At 38.4% G+C, this 21776-nt stretch carries 4 protein-coding genes; all 4 read right to left on the bottom strand.

Going from position 1 to position 21776, the window contains the following annotated elements:
* Positions 1-563: 563 nt before the first annotated feature.
* Entirely contained in the window at positions 564-6494 is a 5931-nt protein-coding gene (locus tag PT285_RS10270) for a BspA family leucine-rich repeat surface protein (protein WP_277150279.1), read from the bottom strand.
* 24 nt (positions 6495-6518) lie between these two features.
* Positions 6519-13781 (bottom strand): BspA family leucine-rich repeat surface protein, encoded by a 7263-nt coding sequence (locus tag PT285_RS10275; RefSeq protein ID WP_277150280.1) that lies wholly within the window; start codon positions 13779-13781, stop codon positions 6519-6521.
* A gap of 872 nt (positions 13782-14653) precedes the next feature.
* Positions 14654-15931, bottom strand: a complete 1278-nt coding sequence (locus tag PT285_RS10280) for an ISL3 family transposase (protein ID WP_277150281.1) — start codon at positions 15929-15931, stop codon at positions 14654-14656.
* 352 nt (positions 15932-16283) lie between these two features.
* A complete protein-coding gene (locus PT285_RS10285; protein WP_277150282.1) occupies positions 16284-21761 on the bottom strand; it encodes a BspA family leucine-rich repeat surface protein in 5478 nt (1825 codons plus the stop codon).
* Positions 21762-21776: the final 15 nt, after the last annotated feature.

Below are 21776 nucleotides of genomic sequence, written 5' to 3' on the forward strand. Positions count from 1 at the left end.
CTTTATTTTTCCAAAATCATTCCATTTCATTCATTGAAATAATTATTGCAAATGCGATTTTGATTTTAGATGCTCACTCACCTGTATTCGTGTTATTATTACACGATTAATGAAATAAACAGGGACAGCAAAAACCAGCCTTTGCTGACATTAATTTATAAAATAGGTTTACGTGTCAGGTGAATTTGAAATAGGTAACTGTATCGTTGCAGATTATTACGAAAAAACAAGTGTCTGGGGAAAAACTCTAATTTTTATAGATATGCTTTAAACACATTTATAAAAATCGAATGCTGCTGGAATTATTTTTAACTTAGATAAGTTTTTTGCAACATAATCCGATTAATTATTTATATCCAAAAAGGAACGTTAATATTAAAAACTAACGTTTCTTTTCGTATCTAGTTTTTTCCCAGACACTCGCGATCGCAGTAGTTTAAGCATTAATTGAATTCATTGTGTAATTTTAGGCAAAAAAAGAACTAGTTCCAATAAAATATCGAAAACTAGTTCTAAGTTAGGGGCTAATCGGACAGTTAAAGTCAAAGCCATCAACCAATTACTTATCTTACCGTTTCAGCTTTAATAAACTTCTCGAGACCAAGTGTGTAGTATTTATCGTGATTAATCTTAACAGCAGCACCATAAGTCTTAACCTTTGTACCCTTGTAAATAACCTGATCCTCAACACGCTTGCCCGCATGATTGTAGATATAGGCTGTTTTAGCCATCTGACGTGTTTGTCCATCAATATTACCAGCCTTAACATATTGGTTATCTTCTAGGTGGTAATACAATTTACCGTCAATCAGCGTCGTACCATAAGTCTTAACCTTAAGTCCTCGCTGCAGAACCCGGTTTATAACCCGGTTAGCATCTTGATTATAGATATATGAATTGTGCATCAAGATTGCTTCATCAAGTGATGGTGCCACCACCTGAACAGTTACTGGGACTGAGACAAATGTTCCATCTTTAGCATGAACATTCACAAATGTTTTATAAGTACCCGACTGATCTGTTTTTGGCAGGCTATCAGGATCCCACGTATATTCATAACCGTCTAGCATAAAATTAGTGTTTGTAACGGCAGTTTTAGCATACTCAGGGTGCGTAGTTAAATCTGTATATTGTGGCACTGACACTGAACCGGGCTTTAACACCGGTTTATTATCAACTGGACGCTCTGGTGCTGGCACAATATCTATCGTTACTGGGATTGTATCAGTAGCTCCCGGCAGGCCCCAAGCAGCATCTTCTGAATACTTTATTTTAAAACTGCCATATTGTCGGCTGCCAACCTGAGACGAATTAACCCCAGCAATTTGATCATCAACATCAGCACCCGTTGCCATAACTTCACCGTAATTAAGCAAAGCCTGCTTGATAACATCAGTTCCCAGACTTGAACCTTGTGCAACTGGAATTGGATTATTATTAACCTGAGCTTTAACTAGCTTCAGAGGGATATCGGTAAAAGTCTGCTGCGAACCATCATCGCTATACGTTACAGTCAGAGTAACTGTATTACCTGTCTGTGCTAACATATAAGTCGGTTGGGAATCTGTCGGTAAAGAATCAATTGTACTGGTATCAAGATAATGACTAACAATTTTCTTTATCTGAGTATCACTAAGTTCTAGGCCTGCGTTACTGATATAGGCCTGCTTGGTAGCTAAGGCTTGTTTCTTTTGTGCACTGACCATTGTAATGTCGACGTCAACAGGCATAGTTGATCCACCAACGAAGGTAACTATAATTGTCCCTGGAATTTTCTTACTGATGGCATCACCTAAGCTGGCAGCCGTCAAATCAGGTGCAATATTATCTTTCCACGCAAGCTGATACTCTGAATGACTAACCACATCATTGGTGCCTTTTTGAGTAATTTTAACCAGATCATCGATATTAAGTAATTGGTCAGGGTGAATGGTTTGTGCAACCGGACGACACTCACTAATCCCCGACCTAGTATCGACAGTCAATTTGATTGGTAAGTACTGGTGTGTATTGTCCGCATAGGTAACAGCGATGGCAGCATCAACCTTACCATCCATATTATTTAGATCTTCTAAAGGCAATGCTGTATGCGTTGCATCATTTTTCACCCATTTGCACTGTGCATCGGCAAAGTGGGCTGGCAAGTTTACTAAAGTTTTTGCAGCAGGAACCGTACCCTGCAAGAATGTACCACTATAATTAGATTCAGATTGGCTAATACCAGTAGCAGTACCTTTAATGGTAGCCGATTCAACATTAAAGGTAGCACTGATAGGGACACTTTCAGAACCGTCATTGTAAACAACAATAACTTGGTGATTTTGGGTTGCGTTGCCAGCACTATTAGGTTCATCATCCGTTTTCCAAATAATCTTTCTTACTTTAGTTGACGAAGCCACCGGTGAACCCAGTGGGAGACCCGAAGGATCTTTCAAAGTCAGCACTTGATCAATAGTAGCTGGATCAGTAATTACTGGAACCCGGGTATGTCCACCAGTAAACGCATCATCAGCATCAGTTGCATGAATCGAAATTCCTGATGAGTTCACTGGCGTATAATCCTGCTTAAGAGCCGTTACCTTTAATTTTACGGGTATCACCTGCTTAGCAGTATTGTCATGGTAATCAATTATGATATAGGCATTTGGAGCAGTAGGAGTTACCGGCTGGCTAATATCCGGATTGACAGAACTAACACCATCCTTAGACCAGCTATACGTGGCTAAGCTATCATTATCATTTATAGATGTAAAGCTTGCAGCAGTTAACGCGGCCTTAGCAGTATCCGAAGACAACATATCTGTTTGGTTAATTCCCACTGTAGTTACATTACCAGAATCCACTTCTCCGCCATAGACGGTCACTGCCGCATTAGGAACAAGCGCGGTAGAACCATCTGTATAGGTTATTTTAAGTGTACGCCCAGTAGTTTGCTGACCAAGCGTTAGGGTCGGCGCTCCTGAAGGTCTAGGTGGTACTGCACTTGAGTCACCTAGATCCCATTCAATACTTTTAATAATATCAGATAAGTTACCAGTTTGCTGGGTATGAAATGTATCGTTAGTCACAACGTTAAGGAATTGCCCCCAACTGGTAGAATCTTTAAATTCACTTGGATCAACAATTTCAGGTTGATGAGTGTCTGGGTTGGTGGCAAAGTGTGCCTTTAATAAATTAAGTGCGGATGGCTTAAAAGTTGTTATATAAGAGTCAGCATAGTTTTTAACTTCTAAATCTACCGGTTGTATTTCAAAGCCATCATCATCCACATCTGGAGTACTGTAACTGATTTTAACACCAACATTAGGTACTTTACCATATGGATTAGTATCACTATGCTTTACATCATTATCAGTTAAGGGACTATATGCAGGTTGACTATATGTAGGTTGACTATATTCGCTTAATATAGGATTACCTAATGAATCCATAGGATGACCGTCTGCATCTAGAGAATGACCGTCTGCATCTAGAAGATGGCCGTCCGTATCCATAGGATGACCAGCAGCGTCTAGAGAATGACCATTCGCATCTATAGGACGTCCATTTCTATCAACTTTTCTAATCACCCATGAATATTTCAAATTCCACTTATCCTGCCATGTTTCGGCAGCTGATCCATCTATTGCAATCGCATTCTTAGCCTTTTCTTCACTTGGTAACTTACCCTTTTGAGCATATTGGGTTGCGGTAGTTATATTAGGAAGTACTATATTAACAGGGATGTACTTGCCAATATGGGCAGAAGCATGAACAAGATTACCATGTTCATCAACTTTATTAACATATACTGGACCACCGTTACTTTTATCGACAACAGGATCACCATATTCATTGAGTTTATTAACATAAACAGGGTTGCCATGTTCATCGACTTTAGCTCTCTGTTCACCAAAATCTACCTCGACAACTGCATTCCCCAGCTCATTGGCGACAGTATCAGTTGGATTATATATAATTTTGTTTTCAATATGATTAAGACTTCCATCAACATCGTTATAAATATGGTCCGTTTCAATTACACCACCATCAATTAATTCGCCTGATGAATTCATAGCCTTCTTACTTACCCATTTGACGCCTGTGACAGTTTTAGGAGTATTTTCTGGGTGTTCAGGATCAGAATTAAAGTAATCAGGTTTACTATTTAGATCAGTAATTGAGTAGTGAGTGCCCAAAGGAGAAATTTCACTATCATAAAAGATTAGTCCCAGAATTTCATTTACACCATTAAGATCAGTACCATTGGTAATCTGTGTTTTTTGGCCTTTATGAGCATATACTGTAGGAATATTATTAGTAGAATGATTAGGATCTGGCGGGATAGTTAGCCCATAACGCTCATCGTCATGTTTATGCAAATACACGGTATAAGTATTTTCGACAGGCCTGTTCGTATTAGTTGCATCCTTATAGAGATCTTTCAATTTATCAAGAGTTATGTAATTAACTGAGCCAGAACTTGTAGTTACATCAGTAATTGCCTCAGTCGATTCAATACTTCGTCCTTCAAAACTTCCCCATGCATAAGACTTGCTTATTTTAAAGTTTCCTAACGTTAACTTCAAAGGAGAACTAGCAACATTATCAGCACCAACACCGTTAAACATATTACTATCATCACCTACAACAGGTGTAGTAAATGTTTGGAGGCCAGAATCATTTTTACCCAAATTCAAGGTAGTCAACTTACTATCACCATTAAATATGGAGGACATATTAACAACCTGGCTAGTATGCCAATTATGCAAGTCTAGTGACTTTAAACTGCTATCACCATTGAACATAAATTCCATGTGATGAATTCTACCAACATTCCAACCTTCTATACCTGTAATTTTCGTTAAACTGATAGCTCCATCAAACATATGATACATTGAATAAACATTGGTAACATCCCAGTTAGATAAATTTAAAGTAGCCAAATTTTTTGTATTGGCAAACATATACGCCATGCCGTTTTGCGTATATGCAGTTGCGTACCAGTATCCACTACCAGGACCACGATGTTGATCTTCACTTCCTGCAACTTTAGTAACATTCCAATTAAGAGTTAAATCTGTCAAACTGGAAGAACTAGCAAACGCACCATCAAACATATGTATCATCTTTTCAACATTTTTAACGTTCCAGCTTTCAATCCCTGCAATCTTTTTTAAGTTGCTATCATTTTGAAACATTTCAGACATATCCGTAACACTGCTAACATCCCAATTAGCAAATCCTTTAATAGTGGATAATTTACTATCGTTATAAAATAATCCTTCCATACTATTCACATTAGAAGTATTTAAACCACCAATATTTAGGGTTTTCAGACTGGAAAGGCCTTCGAAAGCATGATACATAGAACAATTAACCTTAAACTGCCACGAACTTAAGTCTAAACCGTTATCCAAATCCCCTTCTTTTGAAGTAACTAATGCTGTATCATTCTTGAATACCTCATCCATACTCATAGAATTGGAAGAATTTGTTGTCCAATTCTCTACATCTAATACTTTCAACTTAGGCAGATTATAAAACATGCGGCTTATAGTATAAACTTTTGAAATATTCCAGCCATGAAGATTTAACGAAGACATCACACTTTGTTTACTAGAATCAGTGATACCATAGGAATAATTATTAGAAAACATCCCATCCATAGATCTAACTTGGCTAACATTCCAGCCACGAAGATCTAACTTCAATAATTTAGGGTCATTGGCAAACATTCCACTCATAGACGTAACATTGCTAGCAACTAATTCGTCAACATTTATCATGCCTTTAAGTCCAGACAAATTAGCAAATTTTTGATAACAACTTGAAGGTAGATTAATTGCCCCACCCGATTGATCAAATTCAATAAATTTGATTGCATCTGGCCCAATTCCTTTAAGACTAGCTAAAGTTTTAACTGGAGTAGAAGAAAGTGTATTACCACTACCGGTGGCAACAAAAGTCATCGTCTTAGACACACTACTATAGCTCCAATTACATTGACCGTCTACATCAGTAATAATTGTTCGTGGTTCAATACCATCCTGTGCTTCAACCTTAGCTGAATGCGTTTCATCTACCTCGGTTGAAGTTGCGGAAGTGCTGCTTGAGGCACTTGAACTAACTGCCTCACTTCCTGCAGAACTGCTTGCGCTAGAAGTTTCCGCTGCACTTGTTTCTGTACCACTGCTTGAAGCTTCAGCTTGACTGCCTTGGCTAGCTTGTGAAGGTTGTGGTGCTTCTGGTTCGCTCCTTAAGAAAGAACGCAAACCAGAATAGGTTGCTAAATTCGTCTGCTCTTTTTGCTTGGCTGTTTGTTTATTAACTACTGCACTATCTGCTCCTGTAACTGTGTCGGCTTTAGCTGTTTGGTTATTCACCTGCATAAAACTGAAGCCGAGCAGTACAGAGGCCATCCCGACCGTCAGTTTACGTAAAGAAAAGTGCTCACGTTTATTCTGCAACTCACTTTTTCTTTGCCGTTCGTTAATATTTTTTTTACTTAACACTACGTATTTCCTCCATTTTCACTCTTATTTCAGCTTGCTGGCTTTCACGTAACGATTATCACCAATAGTGTAGTATTTAATACCTTTAATCTTGACGGCCTTGCCATAGGTAGCCACCTTAGCGCCCTTACGCATTTTCTTCTTTGTTGCCTTACCGTAGCGGTTAACCACTGTGACTTTGCCTATTGTGTGTCGCTTAACGGCATCGATGTTGCTGGCCAACAAAAATTCATCATTATCCAAGACGTAATACTGTTTGTGCTTAATTGTCGTCTTACCGTAAGTTACCACACTTGACCCGGCTTTCAAGATAGCCTTGTTTTCACGTTTACCATTCTTATCATAGAGATAAGCTGCATGATTAATTGCCTTCTTAACCCCGCCTGTAGCATCATTGTCCCCATGAACCGTAGGATCAACCCAAGTATCGGAAGTCGGCGGGAAGTCACTGGCTTTAATATACTTATTTCCGTCAATCAGGTAATATTTCTGACCCTTGATTGTGACTGGAGTACCGTAAGTGGTTACCGCAGTGCCCGCATAAATTACTTGGTCGCCGATCTGCTGACCATACTTGTCGTAGACGTGAGCCGTCAAATCCAGCTTCCTCTTCTCTCCGTGAATGTTGCTGGCTTTCACGTAATACTTGTCAGCCTCAATAATGTAATACAGTTGATTATTGATCATAGTCGTTCCGTAGGTCTTAACCTTTGAACCGCTTTGCAAGATTTGGTCGTTAACCCGTTTGCCTTGCTTATCATAGAGATAAGCACTATGCTTCAAAACAACATCGCTTTCCTGCGGATCGCCTACGTTAACCTTGACGGGAACCGAACCAACAGAGCCGTCCGGATAGTGAACTGTGACAAATGTCTTATCCATTTTGCCCTTAGTGGAAGTATCGGCCACATTGTTGGTGTCCCAAGTATAATTTGTGCCAGCTGGCATTGCGCCTGCATTAGTAATCCCACTACCAGCATAATCATTGTGTATCGGTAGATCCGTATATTGCGGCACTTGAATCTCACCTCCGCCAGGATTTAAGTTGCTGGCCATTGAATTATCAACTGGTCGTTTAGTGACCTTAACAATTACTGGAATTAAATAACTGCCTCTAAAATGAATAAATCCAGGATCACTAGGTACATATCGAATGCCAATTTGTCCTGATTGGAATCCAACTTGTTTGGTATTAATTCCAGACACATTATCATCTAAAGTTATTCCAGAATTATCCTTTAATTCATTGTAATTACTAAGTACTTGCTGTGACGTGATACTATCACCTTGATAAACCTTTGCCTGTTGTATTTTTGGTCCAAAAACTGTAAACGGTACTGGTTTAAGTACTTGTTCAGCATTAGTATCATCATTATAGCGAACCGTAATGGTTGCTTTATCACTATTTAATTGCACAGTGTAGCTATGTGGATAGCTATTAATCAGGCTGTCGTCTACATAATAACTACCAACATCAGCTTGCTGATCTGCAGACAAGCTTGTATCATTCAGATAAACTTTTTTGGATGTATTGCTGTTCTTAAGAACAGCCCCAACAACTGTTCCATCTACCCGTTCAGTAAGCTGTGAGCCATCTGCAGTAAAGGTAATCATTGCATTGGTGCTAATGTTCTTACTGCCAGTGCTGCCCAGACCGGCAGCACTGGTATCCGGTTTAGCCGCCCACGTTAAGCGGTAATCGACATTAGGAGTCAATCCGGTTACAACAATATGACTATTCAAACTCGCATCAGTAATATTAGCCCCGATGTGGGTAGTGAAATTGCTAATCCTAACCTTGTCTCTATAGTACTGTGCCCAATTTCCTATAGCCAGCTTCACCGGCAGATATTGGTGAGTGCCATCATGATAATCAACTTCAATTGCTGCTTTCACAATCCCTTCAGTGCTATTCAAATTAGTCAGCTCTTGATGGGTAGCAACATCGACCCATTTGTAACTAGCACCTAAACTATCTGAATCTGATTTTTGCCCCAAAGATGCATCTGACAAAAAGTCAGCGGCAGACGGAACATTTCCACGCAAATAGGCCTTGTTAGTGACTAAGACTTTAGCACCCTTGACAGTAATCGGAACAATAAATGGATCACTTATTGAATTATCGTCATACTTGATTTGTAATTTAGCATTCTGCGTACCAATATCTTTGGTGGTGTAACCTGGAATACTATTAGTTTCAGTTGCCCAATTAAGTTCGCTAATCTTACTGGCTGGAATTGGATCATGAGTTGTAGCTATACCAGCTGTAACTGTGTGTGTAAGGCTGCTTTTCATCGCATTAAAGTTCAAATCGGGGACAACTGTACTATCATCTGCGGCATGGATAGACAAAGCCGATCCATTATACAAGATACCGCTATATTTTGATGAAGTGTTATTTACTTTCAGGATTACCGGTACCTCCTGTTTAGTACCATCACCATAATTAATGATGATATAGACGCGCTGCGTACCAGCTGTGCTAGTGCTAGGAGCATGCTCACCGCTGGCTGAGGTTGCCCACTCAAATGTGGCATTTGGATAAGCATCAGTTATATTGCCTGCATTAAGTAATGCAGCCTTAGCATTGGTATCTGTTAACGCCGTATTAACATCTACACCAGTTGCGGTAATTGCATAAGGATCACTCTTACCGCCGACCACATTTACTTGCAGCCCAGTAGAACCACCAGTTGTACCATCAGTATATGTAGCAGCAATTTGGCAAGAATTAAATTCATTTGGATTATTATTAATAATGGTAGGAGTACCACCAGCTGCCCAATCTAGGTGATCAATGATGCTGTCAAATTCTTGACTATCAGTAATAGCATCAATGACAGCACCTGTTGCATGGTCGGTGACCTTAATCAGATCATTCATATCATTCAAGTGATCTTTAGAGAAGGCTGCTGGAGCAGCTACCTTAAACGTATTGCCATCACCGACTGCGTGTGTTGTTATTTTTTTGGGGGCTGGTGGTAGTGACGATAGATCTGGCTTAATTGAAATTGGATATGCATCAGAATATCTTTCAACTAACAGAGTAACAGGGACAATGTCTTCGCCATCTGGGCTACCATCAGTAGTATAAGTAACCTTAACGGCTACGTCTTTTTGACCATAACTGCTTAAGTAGCTCTTCTGTAAGGGTGCATGGTTGCCTTCTCTTCTGACCCAAGAATAAGTTAGATCTGACTTGCCCCATTCGTCTGGTCCTGGTCCTTCTGGAGAATCACTAGTTTTAATACCTGCTTTTGCTTTCGCTTTTGCTTCTTCAGTACTAGGATCTGTATCTTTAGCCACAATCTGGCCCTTGCCGGGGGCAAACTTCGGCAATTGCACCTTCACCGGAACATTAGTTATTGTACCGTCACCAAAAGTCAGCTTAATTACTGCGTTTCCTTTATCAATACCCAAATCTGGCGGATCTGTAACTAAATTGCCAAGATTGTCAATCACACCGCCATCATCAATACGACCTTCAGCATTTATCTTTTTATTAGGCAGCCATTCTGCCAATACAAGTGTTTTGTTACTATGCTTAATATCATCAGTAGCATTTATAAGATCAGTATAGCTTTTATCAGTTGATGTTTCAGTATCTTCAAATGATAGAATATCTGTCATTGGGTACTGATCAATTATCTTAGCACGTTGTCCCTTATGGACCTTAATTGTAACGTCATTGATTTTATAACGCTTATTATCATCTTTATGTACAGTCATGACATAAGTTGCTGGTCCAGGACACATCGAAACATCCTTATTGTATAGAGTCTTAAAGCCATTTAAATCATAGGCAGTACCTTTAGGATTCTCTATAGTTCCGTCAGTACCTGTTGCCTTAATGTTCTGCCATTTAAAAGTACCCCAGACACTAGAATCTAATCTATAGTGGCCTAATTGCAGAACAAACTTGTCTACACTGGCATCAGCACCCAAGCCATTAAACATGTCAGTCATATTGCCATAATATATTCCACTAGTATCAAAGGCGCTCAAGTTCAAGCTACTAAGTTTACTAGTGCCATTAAACATATTCTGCATATAATAAACTTTGCTCGTATTCCAGTTTGACCCCAATTTCAAAGTAGTCAGAGCAGCATCACCATTGAACATGTTATTCATACTAGTGACATTTTTGGTATTCCACAAACTTAAATCTAACTCGGTTATCTTATTATTGCCGTTAAACATATTGGCCATGCTTGTAACATTGGTAGTATCAAATTTTTTTACAAAACGCAAATCTGCAACGTTACCGTCTCCGTTAAACATACTGTCCATGTTTGTGACATTAGCAGTACCCCACGGTGCATCATTATTATCTAAAGTTGTATTATCCAAAGTTGTCAAACTTGTATCGCCATTAAACATATATGACATATCGGTAACATTTTCAGTATTCCAATTGTCACCTAATTTTATTTGGGTTAAATCGTTGGCGTTATTAAACATGTATTGCATACTGCCAGCGTCCAAGCCCACACTACTAGTATCCCAATTACTTAAATCTAAAGAAATTATACTGCCAGCACCATCAAACATATGCTGCATGTCAGTAACCTGACCTGTATGCCAATTAGTAACTACTGGACTAGCTAAATTAGTATCACGGTTAAACATATACTGCATATTAGTCACTTGGCTCGTATCCCAGCCGCTAACATCTAGACCAGTTAATGCTGTATCACCATCAAACATATGCTGCATATCAGTTACACTGTCAGTAGTCCATCTACTATTATTTGGATCTGACTCATTAGTTGTAACCTCTATACTAGTCAACTTAATATCACCAGCAAACATATAGGCCATATTTTCAACATAACCCGTATTAAATCCACTAACATCAAATGCCACCGCAGGATTACCGTCTACAGCAGTTCCTGAGCTAGTCAAGCTTCGACAATTATTAAACATGTACGACATGTCTTCAACAAATTTTGTATCAAAATTAGAGACTTTAAGATTATCTAATAATTGATCACTATCAAACATGTGCGACATATCGCTGACAGCACTAGTATCAAAATTATCAATATTTAATTTTTTCATACTAGTCATGCCAGAGAACATGTATGACATATTACCAACATTACTGGTTTTGAAGTGAGTGCCAACTCCTAAGATTAGACTTTCCACACCACTGTCACCATCAAACATATGCGACATATTACCTACCATATCGGTGATAAAACTAGCTATACCTTTGTTTTGTATCAAATCCGTAGTTAAGGCAGTGTCATATTGGAACATGTAGCTCATATTAGTAACTTTACTGGTATCCCAACCTTGGAGATCAAAATTAGTTAACTTTGGCGCAACATAGGGATATTGGTTGGGACTTTGGAAAGCAAACATATGGCTCATGTCAGTTACGTTACCAGTATTCCATGGAATATTACCTTCAGTATGGTGCAAATCTAGATTGTTTAAAGCCGTACAATCATAAAACATATATTTCATGCTAAGCACATTACCAGTATCCCAATTATCTATAGCCAAGCTGGTTAATCCTGAACAGCTTTGAAACATACTGCTCATGTCAGACACTTGACTAGTATTCCACGTATTTAAATTCAAATTATTTAAGTTGCTACAACCGGAGAACATACCGCTCATGTCAGTTACGTTACTAGTATTCCAGGATACACCAGAAGTATGCAAATCTGAGCTATTCCAGTTTAAGCTACTGCAACCGGAAAACATAGATCCCATAGACCTTACATTACTAGTATTCCACGTATTTAAATTCAAATTATTTAAGTTGCTACAACCGGAGAACATAGAATCCATGTCCCCCACATTACCAGTGTTCCAATTATTTATATTTAAAGTGCTTAACCCTTCACAGCAACTAAACATAGAATTCATGCTCTTCACGCGACTAGTATCCCAATCGCTTATAGTAGCCATAGATGCATCGGTTAGACTGCTACAATTATAAAACATACCGTTCATATAAACGCCGCTATTAGGAGTACTAACACCAGTGCCAATAGTACTATGCCATTGACTTCCAAAATCAATGGTTCTCAATTGCTGGTCATAATAAAACATGTAGTCCATGTTCTCTACTTTGCTAATATTCCAACCGTTACCAAATTTTATATCGGTTAGACTACTATAATGATTGTCAACATAACTGTCCATCCGAAACATACCATACATGCTAGTTAACGAACCTGTCTGCCAACTAGATAAATCTAATAGACCGGTCAGATTACCATCATTGTGAAACATATAACTTGTATCGGTTAAAGCGCTAGCATCTAGAGTATTCACTCCTTGAATTTCTGTTAGTTTAGTTAAATTTGCAAATTTAGATTGACTATTTGCCGCTAGCTTAATCCCAATGTCGAAAGCAATCTTTTTAATGCTATCTTCAGAAATTCCAGCAGTTGACATAATAGATTGAATGGTATCAGCAGAAAGTTGTCCAGCAGTTGTATAACTTAAGGTGCCTGTACTACTTTCAAATTCCCATCTAACACCGCCATCAGTTCCCGTTATTATGGCCTGTGGAGAAACTTCCTCCTGCGTATCGACCTGCTCCTGAGTTGCAGAATATTCCGCTAACAGTGCTGTCAAGCCATCCTGTGCCGCATTAATATCAGCCAGCAATTTTGCCTGATCAGCTTCTGGTAGATCCGCACTGCCTGGATCACGATACTTATTGATTGCTTCTTGCGCCTTATTTACAGCATCTTGCAAAGCCTGCTGCTTTTCCGGTGTCTCGTGTTGATATTTGTCAGAGCTGCTTGCTTCATTGGCTTTGCCTAATGTTGTATCTAAACTAGTCGCTGCCGCATTCAGCTTCTGCTCTGCCTCAGCTTTCTTACTCTCATTTTCTTTTTCTTCTTGACTTGGAGCAGAAGCAGCAGATTCACTTCCATCACTAGTTGTCCCAGATTCAACTATTTCAGACCCGTCCCGCAAAAATGATCTTAAGCCCGCGTAAGTTGACAATTTCACCTTTGGTGAAGTTTTGTTTGACTTTTGTTCATTTGTAATGTTCACATTGGTACTGGTAGATTTGTTTACATCATTTGCAGCGCCTTTTCTGCCAGTATCTGTTCCACTGACCTCACTACTGTGAATGCTGTTATTTAATTCTGACTCACCATCAGCAGCATGAGCTACCTGACTGTTAATACCTAAAAATCCTAAGCCGATCAAAACGGATGCAGCGCCAATCGTTAGTTTACGAATTGAAAAACGCTCTTGCTTAGTCTGCGACTCCATCTTTTTTAATCGCTCAGTAAAATTATTTTTGCTCAACTTTTGACCTCCAGATTGTCTATGGATAATTCTGATTATATACACATTATATAGTAGACCTTAATTTTATTTTTGTAAATATTGCTCTTAATAAAATCATAAATTATTTCCAATTATTCCAGTCTGTGTACAATTTTTGATTATTCAAAAATCCCTATTGTTTAAAGTATATAAGTGTAATTAAATATATACTTGGATATAAATACTAATCCAATTTGTTAAGCTATTCCTATTAAATTAAAATATATGACAGACATTAATATAATTATTCAATATTTGATAATTTGCATAATCAGCTATACTAAACGCACTTTGTATAAATAGTTTATTTTATTATAAATTATTTATAATGATATTCTTGAACGCTGGTTAAATTGGATTGTTAAAAATAAAATTAGATGAATTTATAATACCGGTAATTTTAAGAAGCGCACACGACTTTATTTTTCCAAAGTCATTCCATTTCATTCATTGAAATAATTATTGCAAATGCGATTTTGATTTTAGATGCTCACTCACCTGTATTCGTGTTATTATTACACGATTAATGAAATAAACAGGGACAGCAAAAATCAGCCTTTGCTGACATTAATTTATAAAATAGGTTTACGTGTCAGGTGAATTTGAAATAGGTAACTGTATCGTTGTAGATTATTACGAAAAAATAAGTGTCTGGGAAAAAATTCTAATTTTTATAGATATGCTTTAAACACATTTATAAAAATCGAATGCTGCTGGAATTATTTTTAACTTAGATAAGTTTTTTGCAACATAATCCGATTAATTATTTATATCCAAAAAGGAACGTTAATATTAAAAACGGCTGAATGTCAAATTCTGTTGATGAAAAATAATATTTAACTTGAAATACTTTAGGCAATTTTGCTTAAAGTGTTTTCTTTTAGCACGGCATTTTTTGATTCTAACATGATTCTAGCAGTTAAGTTGGAAAAGTTGCGATATCCATAAGCAGTTCGTTCAATTTGTTTAATCCGGCGATTAGTTCCTTCAACACAACCATTGGAATACTTTGAAGTAGCAGCATTTAGGACGGCTTTGCGATTACGTTTAAAAGTTTTAAGTGTCGTTTTCATTTGCCCACCCACGTCAGCTCGACTTTTTAGCAGCTTGGCCATTTGTTTAGAATCATGTTCGGTAAGCGACTGTCTTAGGGTCTGCATTAAATCGTAAGCAGCCCGTAATTTGGGACTTGCATCCAACCCTTCCTCAACGATTTGCTCTTGCGTCATGCAATCTCTTAGGTGCTTGTAATACTTGACCCTTTTAACTTCCAGCTTGTTGTAGGGTGTTAGATATGACTTCCAGTAGTATTTGAGCAAGATGTAACGGCGGTCACGATGATCAAACCGTTTCATAGTTTGGACGCGCAATTGGTTGAAGGAACGATTAAGCATTTGAACGATATGGAAACGGTCAATGATGACTTGGGCGTTAGGGAAAAGCGCATGGGCAATATCTTGATAATAGGCATTGAGATCCATAGTAACAGTTTTGACTTTACTTCTGACGATTAGGGGAAATTTTTCAAAGAAAGCCATAATATCTTTTTTTAAGCGCGTGGGCAAAATTTTGATGATCTGATGGGAGTCGCCATCAACGCAGATAAAGTGCAATTGGCGGTTGACACCGCGGAATTCGTCAACCCCAATATGTTCTGGCAAGTAATCATAGTCATCAACCTGAGGCTGCTTTTTAAACTTAATTAGTGTCCGTAACACGGTATTAGAAGAAACATTGTCAGAGCAGGCAATGTCTTTCATGGAACGATCAACAGTTAAGTCATTAATGACCTTTTGCTTAACAGGATTGGCAATAAAGCAATGCTTATTAATTAGCGGGCTGGTGGCCATAAAAGAGCGGTGACAAGTTCGACAATACAAGCGCTGCTTATGCAATTCGATTTGAATCGGCTTAGAAGCATCAAAAGCAAGATAGTGAATGTGAGAAAGGCAGTGGCCGTTATGGACTAAAGGGTCATGACAATTGGGACAAGAAGTTATAGGCAATATAAGTTCAGCGATGAGAACCTTGGTAACATGATCCTTAGCAAGATAAAAGCCAGAAAAAACAAGGTTATTATCTTTAATATCAAGCAAAAGTTTAGTAGAATAATCATCAAGAGAAGACATAACAAAGCTCCTTAAAAAACATAATGGTAGAGCGTTAATGGATAATTGAGGGAAGACAGTTTTGAATGTCTTCTTTTTTGCTTTTAAACAGCAATAAATCCTATTAATAAGATACCATAAGGTACTCATCAACAGGATTTATTCTACAACCTTAAAAACTAACGTTTCTTTTCGTATCTAGTTTTTTCCCAGACACTCGCGATCGCAGCAGTTTAAACATTAATTGAATTCATTGTGTAATTTTAGGCAAAAAAAGAACTAGTTCCAATAAAATATCGAAAACTAGTTCTAAGTTAGGGGCTAATCGGACAGTTAAAGTCAAAGACATCAACCTTTTTGCTAAATAAATTACTTATCTTACCGTTTCAGCTTTAATAAACTTCTCGAGGCCAAGCGTGTAATATTTATCGTGATCAATCTTAACAGCAGCACCATAAGTCTTAACCTTTGTACCCTTGTAAATAACCTGATCCTCAACGCGCTTGCCCGCATGATTGTAGATATAAGCTGTTTTAGCTATCTGACGTGTTTGTCCATCAATATTACCAGCCTTAACATATTGGTTATCTTCTAGGTGGTAATACAATTTACCGTCAATCAGCGTCGTACCATAAGTCTTAACCTTAAGTCCTCGCTGCAGAACCCGGTTAGTAACCCGGTTAGCATCCTGATTATAGATATATGAATTATGCATCAAGATTGCTTCATCAAGTGATGGTGCTACTACCTGAACAGTTACTGGGACTGAAGCAAATGTTCCATTTGCATAACGAACATTGACAAAACCGCTGTAAGTGCCCTCTTTATCCGTTGCCGGAATGTGATCTTTATCCCATATATATTGGACACCCTTAGGCATTGTATTCGTATTAGTCACAGCGTTTTGTGCATACTCATTATGCGTCAGCAAATCTGTATATTGTGGTACTATTATTGATCCTGGATGGATCGATGGCATTGTTGAAATAGACGGGGTTTTTTGTTTCGCGTCGCCAACATCAACTGCTACTGGTACCATAACATCAAGTTCATTAAGACCCAAATCATTATCACCAGGATATATTATTTTAAAATTACCATGTTGTAGCCCTGAGTGCGTTGTATTAATCCCAGTAACACCGCCAATTTCGGCACCAGTGCTTGCAACTTCATCATAATTAAGCAGAACTGGCCTGATATCATCTGCTCCTATGCTATCACCCTTGTTTACATTGATCACGGCATTATTATCCACATTATTCTTAACCAACTTCAAAGGAATGTCCGTGAAAGTCTGCTGCGTCCCATCATCATTGTAAGTTACCGTTAAAGTAACCGTATCACCTGTTGGTGTTAATGTATAACTTGCTAGCGAACCAATCTTACTAATATCAAGATAATATGGAACAATAGTGGTGACTTGATCTGGTGTAAGATTCATTCCAGGATTGCCAAGATAGACTTTCTTTGCCGCAGCAGTTGAACGTTTTTGCGCACCAACCAGTGTAATTGAAACGTGAACTTCATGAACGGAATGATCATTATTAAAAATAACTTTGATCGTTTTAGAAATTTCTTTCTCAGTAGCATTACCTAAAGCAGCTGCTGACAAGTCTGGAGCACCATCTACCCATTCAAGATCATAATCTGAACGACTTACTGGGATATTAGTACCACGCTGAGTAATCTTAACCAATTCATCTGGACTAAGATGTTGGTTCAAATGAACCGTTTTAGGAATTTTAGTATAATCATTAAGACCTGATCTAGAGCTAATAGTTAATGAAAACGGCAAATACTGGTGGGTATTATCTGCATAAGTGACCGCAATTGCTGCATCAACTGTGCCCGACGCGTTATTTAATTGTGTCAAAGATAATTCTTCATGTGTATTATCATTCTTTACCCATTCACAAATAGCATCGCCAAAATCCTCTGGCAAATTTATTAAGCTATCAGGAGTAGGCACTTCAGACTGCAAGTAAGAATGAGAAGGACTTCCCTTTATTGTTGCTTCTTCAACTTCAAAAGCAGCAGAGTTAATAGTGCTTTCTTGTGATCCATCTTTATAAACAACAATAACCGGCTTAGATTGTGTTCCCGGCCCGTCACTCTCAGGATCATTAGCATGATTTGTATCCCAGATAATTTTGCTTACTTCACTAGACGGAACAGGTGGCGGCGAAAACGGTAGATCGGAAGCATTATTTAATGTTAACAAATCATTTATTTTATTAGCATCGGTAATTATCGGTATGCGGGGATAGCCCTGACTATCGCGCGCATCAGCAGAATCAGTTCGATGGATTTTAATAGTCTGGCCCGTTGTAATATGAGGCGTATACTTTTGCCCGATAGAGGTTACATTTAAATCAACGGGTACAGCCTGCTTAGTATCATCATGGTAATCGATCAAAACATAAACATGTTGCGTAACACCAACTTTATCGCTGCTTACATCTGGATTGGAATTATTCTTCCCGTCTTTAGACCAAGAATATGAAACCGACGGTGAAGGAAAATTAATGGTTATAGCATTAGTGCTTGTGCCAGTGAGTGCAGCTTTAGCTGTGCTTTCAGAAAACCAACTGCTTCCATTAACGCCAACATTATTAGGATGACCAGAATCAACCACCCCACCAGAAACATTGACACTAACACCAGGAATTGTAACAGTTGAAGGATTGTCAGGGGAATCATCTTTAAACGTTACTTTCAGAGTAACTGTATGACTCCCTGTAGTTGTTGGTGCAGAAGCAGTAGTCCATTCGATACTCTTAATGGCATCATTCAAATGTTCTGGAACTGGACTACCATCTGTAGTGTTAATACTAATAAAGTTGCCCCATTTAGCAGGATCAGTCAATTCTTTTGGAACGGCTACGCTTTCAACTCTAGGGTTAGTAGGATCCGTTTTAAGATGTGCCTGCAGTGTCGCACCTCCATAAGTTACATTATAAAGTTGGCTATAATTTTGCACCTTCAGGGATATACCCGTTGATACTATCTCACTGCCATCAGCATCGCCACCTGGTGTAGTATATTTAACCTTAACACCAACATTAGATATTGGTATGGAGCTAACTGTTCCTAGATCATCTTCACTGAGGTCTCTCCAAGTGGTACCTTTCACCCAATGATAACTTAAATTCCATTTACCGTCATCCCAGCTATCAGGGGCTGTGCCACCATCCAGCTTTACCGCAGCTTTAGCCTTTTCTTCACTTGGTATATTCCTTAATTGTGTAGATGTATTCACACCTGCACCCGTTATTTTAGGAATCTGTACATTAACCGGAACATAGCCATGGGTACCATCACCAAAGTTTACCTGCACAACCGCATTACCTTTTTGTGTATCAGTTAATGGATCACTTATATGATTCGTAATATGGCCACCACTATCAACTGCACCTGTACCTGTACCTGTCGGTACCCCGGCAGTAGTCATCGAAGAATCCAGCCATTGAAGATCTTTGACAACCACATTACCGTTTGTATGAAAGTAATCGTCCAAACTTTTCAAGTCAGTAATAGAATAATTCTGCATTGTTCCTTCGCTGTCATAAAAAACTGTACCTAACTTTCCATCAAGATCTTCCTTTTTTATAACAAGACTGGTCTGTCCCTTATGAGCCATAATGGTTGGAGCAGTGTAGCTACCCAATAATTTATACCGAACATTGTCAGAACTGTATAAATTAAAAGTATAAGTATTATCCGGACCACTTGTACCAGTATAAAGGTCTTCTACTTTGTAAAATTTATCCCCACTTATGTTTTGGGTGGATTCTCCATCTATTGTAACTAAATTGGTCGCTGCAACACTCTTAGCTGTGATTGTGCCCCAAGCATTTCTATTAATCTTAAAGTTGCCTAATGTCAGCTGCAGAGCACCAGTGCTATCAGTCTTAGTCCCAATTCCAGAAAACATATTATACATTTGATCAAAGGCGGGAGTTGTAGTAAAAATCTGAACATTACTATCTTTATCCTTGCCTAAATTCAAAACATGCAGTTTGCTATCATCTTGAAACATGGATGTCATGTTAGTAACATGACTGGTATCCCAATTACGTAAGTCTAATGTTGTCAGGCTGCTGGCACCCTTAAACATAGATTGTGTATTCTTAAAGTGACTCGTATCCCAATTACTTACGCCAATATTTGTCAAGGCTTCATCCGTAAGCTTTGCAGCACCATCATCAGAATAATTTGATCCAAACATAGATTCTGCATGTGCAACATTGCCCATATTCCAGTGACCGGAACCACTAATTTTTGTCAAATTTTTATCACCTGAAAACATGTTAGCCATTGAATAAACATTGTCAGTTTTCCAATTTGGACCTAATTTTAATTCCGTAAGCGCCGTGTCGCCTGAAAACATTTGATTCATGCCGCCATAATATTGATACGCACCTTGTTCGTAAGTCCCATCAGGTCTATAATCATCATCTGTTTCTTTTTCTATTCCACTAGTATCCCAACCAGAAAGATCTAAACTTGTAAGACAAGGATCATTAGAAAAGGCACCATACATCGTTTTAACATGACTAACATCCAAGCCTTCTATTCCTGTAATCGTTGTTAAGCGATTAAAGTCACTAAATGCACTGCCATAATAATAATCACGATTTTTGAGAATCGTTAAACCACTCGTATCCAGCTGACTTACATCCAAAGATTTCAAACTACCCTTTACACTAGTATAATAACCCCATTTTATAGAAGATACCTTAATTTTAGGTAAAATTAACTTTTCCAATTTAATATCATTAGAAAACATGTTGTCATCTATTGTGATATTTTGGTTTGCAGAAACAGGATAAGTATTAGTACTGTTGGCCATTGACAAGCTGCGCAATTGCTGATCGCCGGAGAACATGCCATACATATTATTATATGCAACATTAGACATATTCCAGTTATCAAGTTTTAGTTCCAATAACTTAGGATCATTCGCGAACATGTAACTCATATTCGTAACTTGGCTGGTATCCAATCCATCGGCTCCCGTAATTTTTTTAAGTCCATCTATTCCAGCAAACAAATTTGAAGAATTGGCCGGTAACTTAATTTGCCCTTTGCCAGTACCGCCGGTTCTGACATCACTATTGTCAAAACAAATAGCTTTAACTCCTGCTAAAGTAATAACTGGTCCATTATCTGGATGTTGGATAAGGTAAGTGATACCATGCCGACTATCTGAATTGTCTCCAAGCATATTACTGGTACCATCACCGACAAATGTTATCGTCTTTGTACTATTATCATATGTCCAAGTACAGCCGCCGTCTGTCCCAGAAGTTGTTACACCTCTAGTGGAAACTTCTTCCTGAGGAGCAACCTTAACGGGTTGCTTTTGCACAGAATTCGAGCCAGCTGCTGCAACAGAAGTTGCCGCACTTGATGCAGCCGAGCTCACTGCTTCGCTTCCAGCCGTACTCCCTTTACTTGTGCTTCCTGCTTCGCTTGCTAGAGTGCCGCTGCTGCTTGGCGCACTAGAAATACTATTGCTATCTCCACTATCACCCATACTATCCGAAGCTGTTTCAGAATCACTCCTTAAAAAGAAACTCAAACCTGAATATGTCTTCAAATCTGCTTGTTTAGGTGCAGCCGATTTAGATTTACCTTGCGTTTCATATTTTGAAGTCTTTTTATCAACTATCGCGGTTTTTCCTTCAACCGTATCGGCTTTAACTACCTGGCTATTAATTTGCATAAAACTGAAGCCTAACAGAACTGAAGCTACGCCAACTGTTAGTTTACGTAAGGAAAAGCGTTCACGTTTATCCTCTAAACTATTTCTTCTTTGTTGCTCTTTTATATTGTTTGTGCTTAACACTACCTATTCCTCCAA

Source organism: Lactobacillus sp. ESL0791, assembly GCF_029433255.1.
In the GTDB taxonomy this organism is placed as follows: Bacteria; Bacillota; Bacilli; order Lactobacillales; family Lactobacillaceae; genus Lactobacillus.

Coding starts and splice junctions, on each gene's coding strand:
- PT285_RS10280 (WP_277150281.1), bottom strand. CDS start 15,931: ATGTCTTCTCTTGATGATTATTCTACTAAACTTTTGCTTGATATTAAA.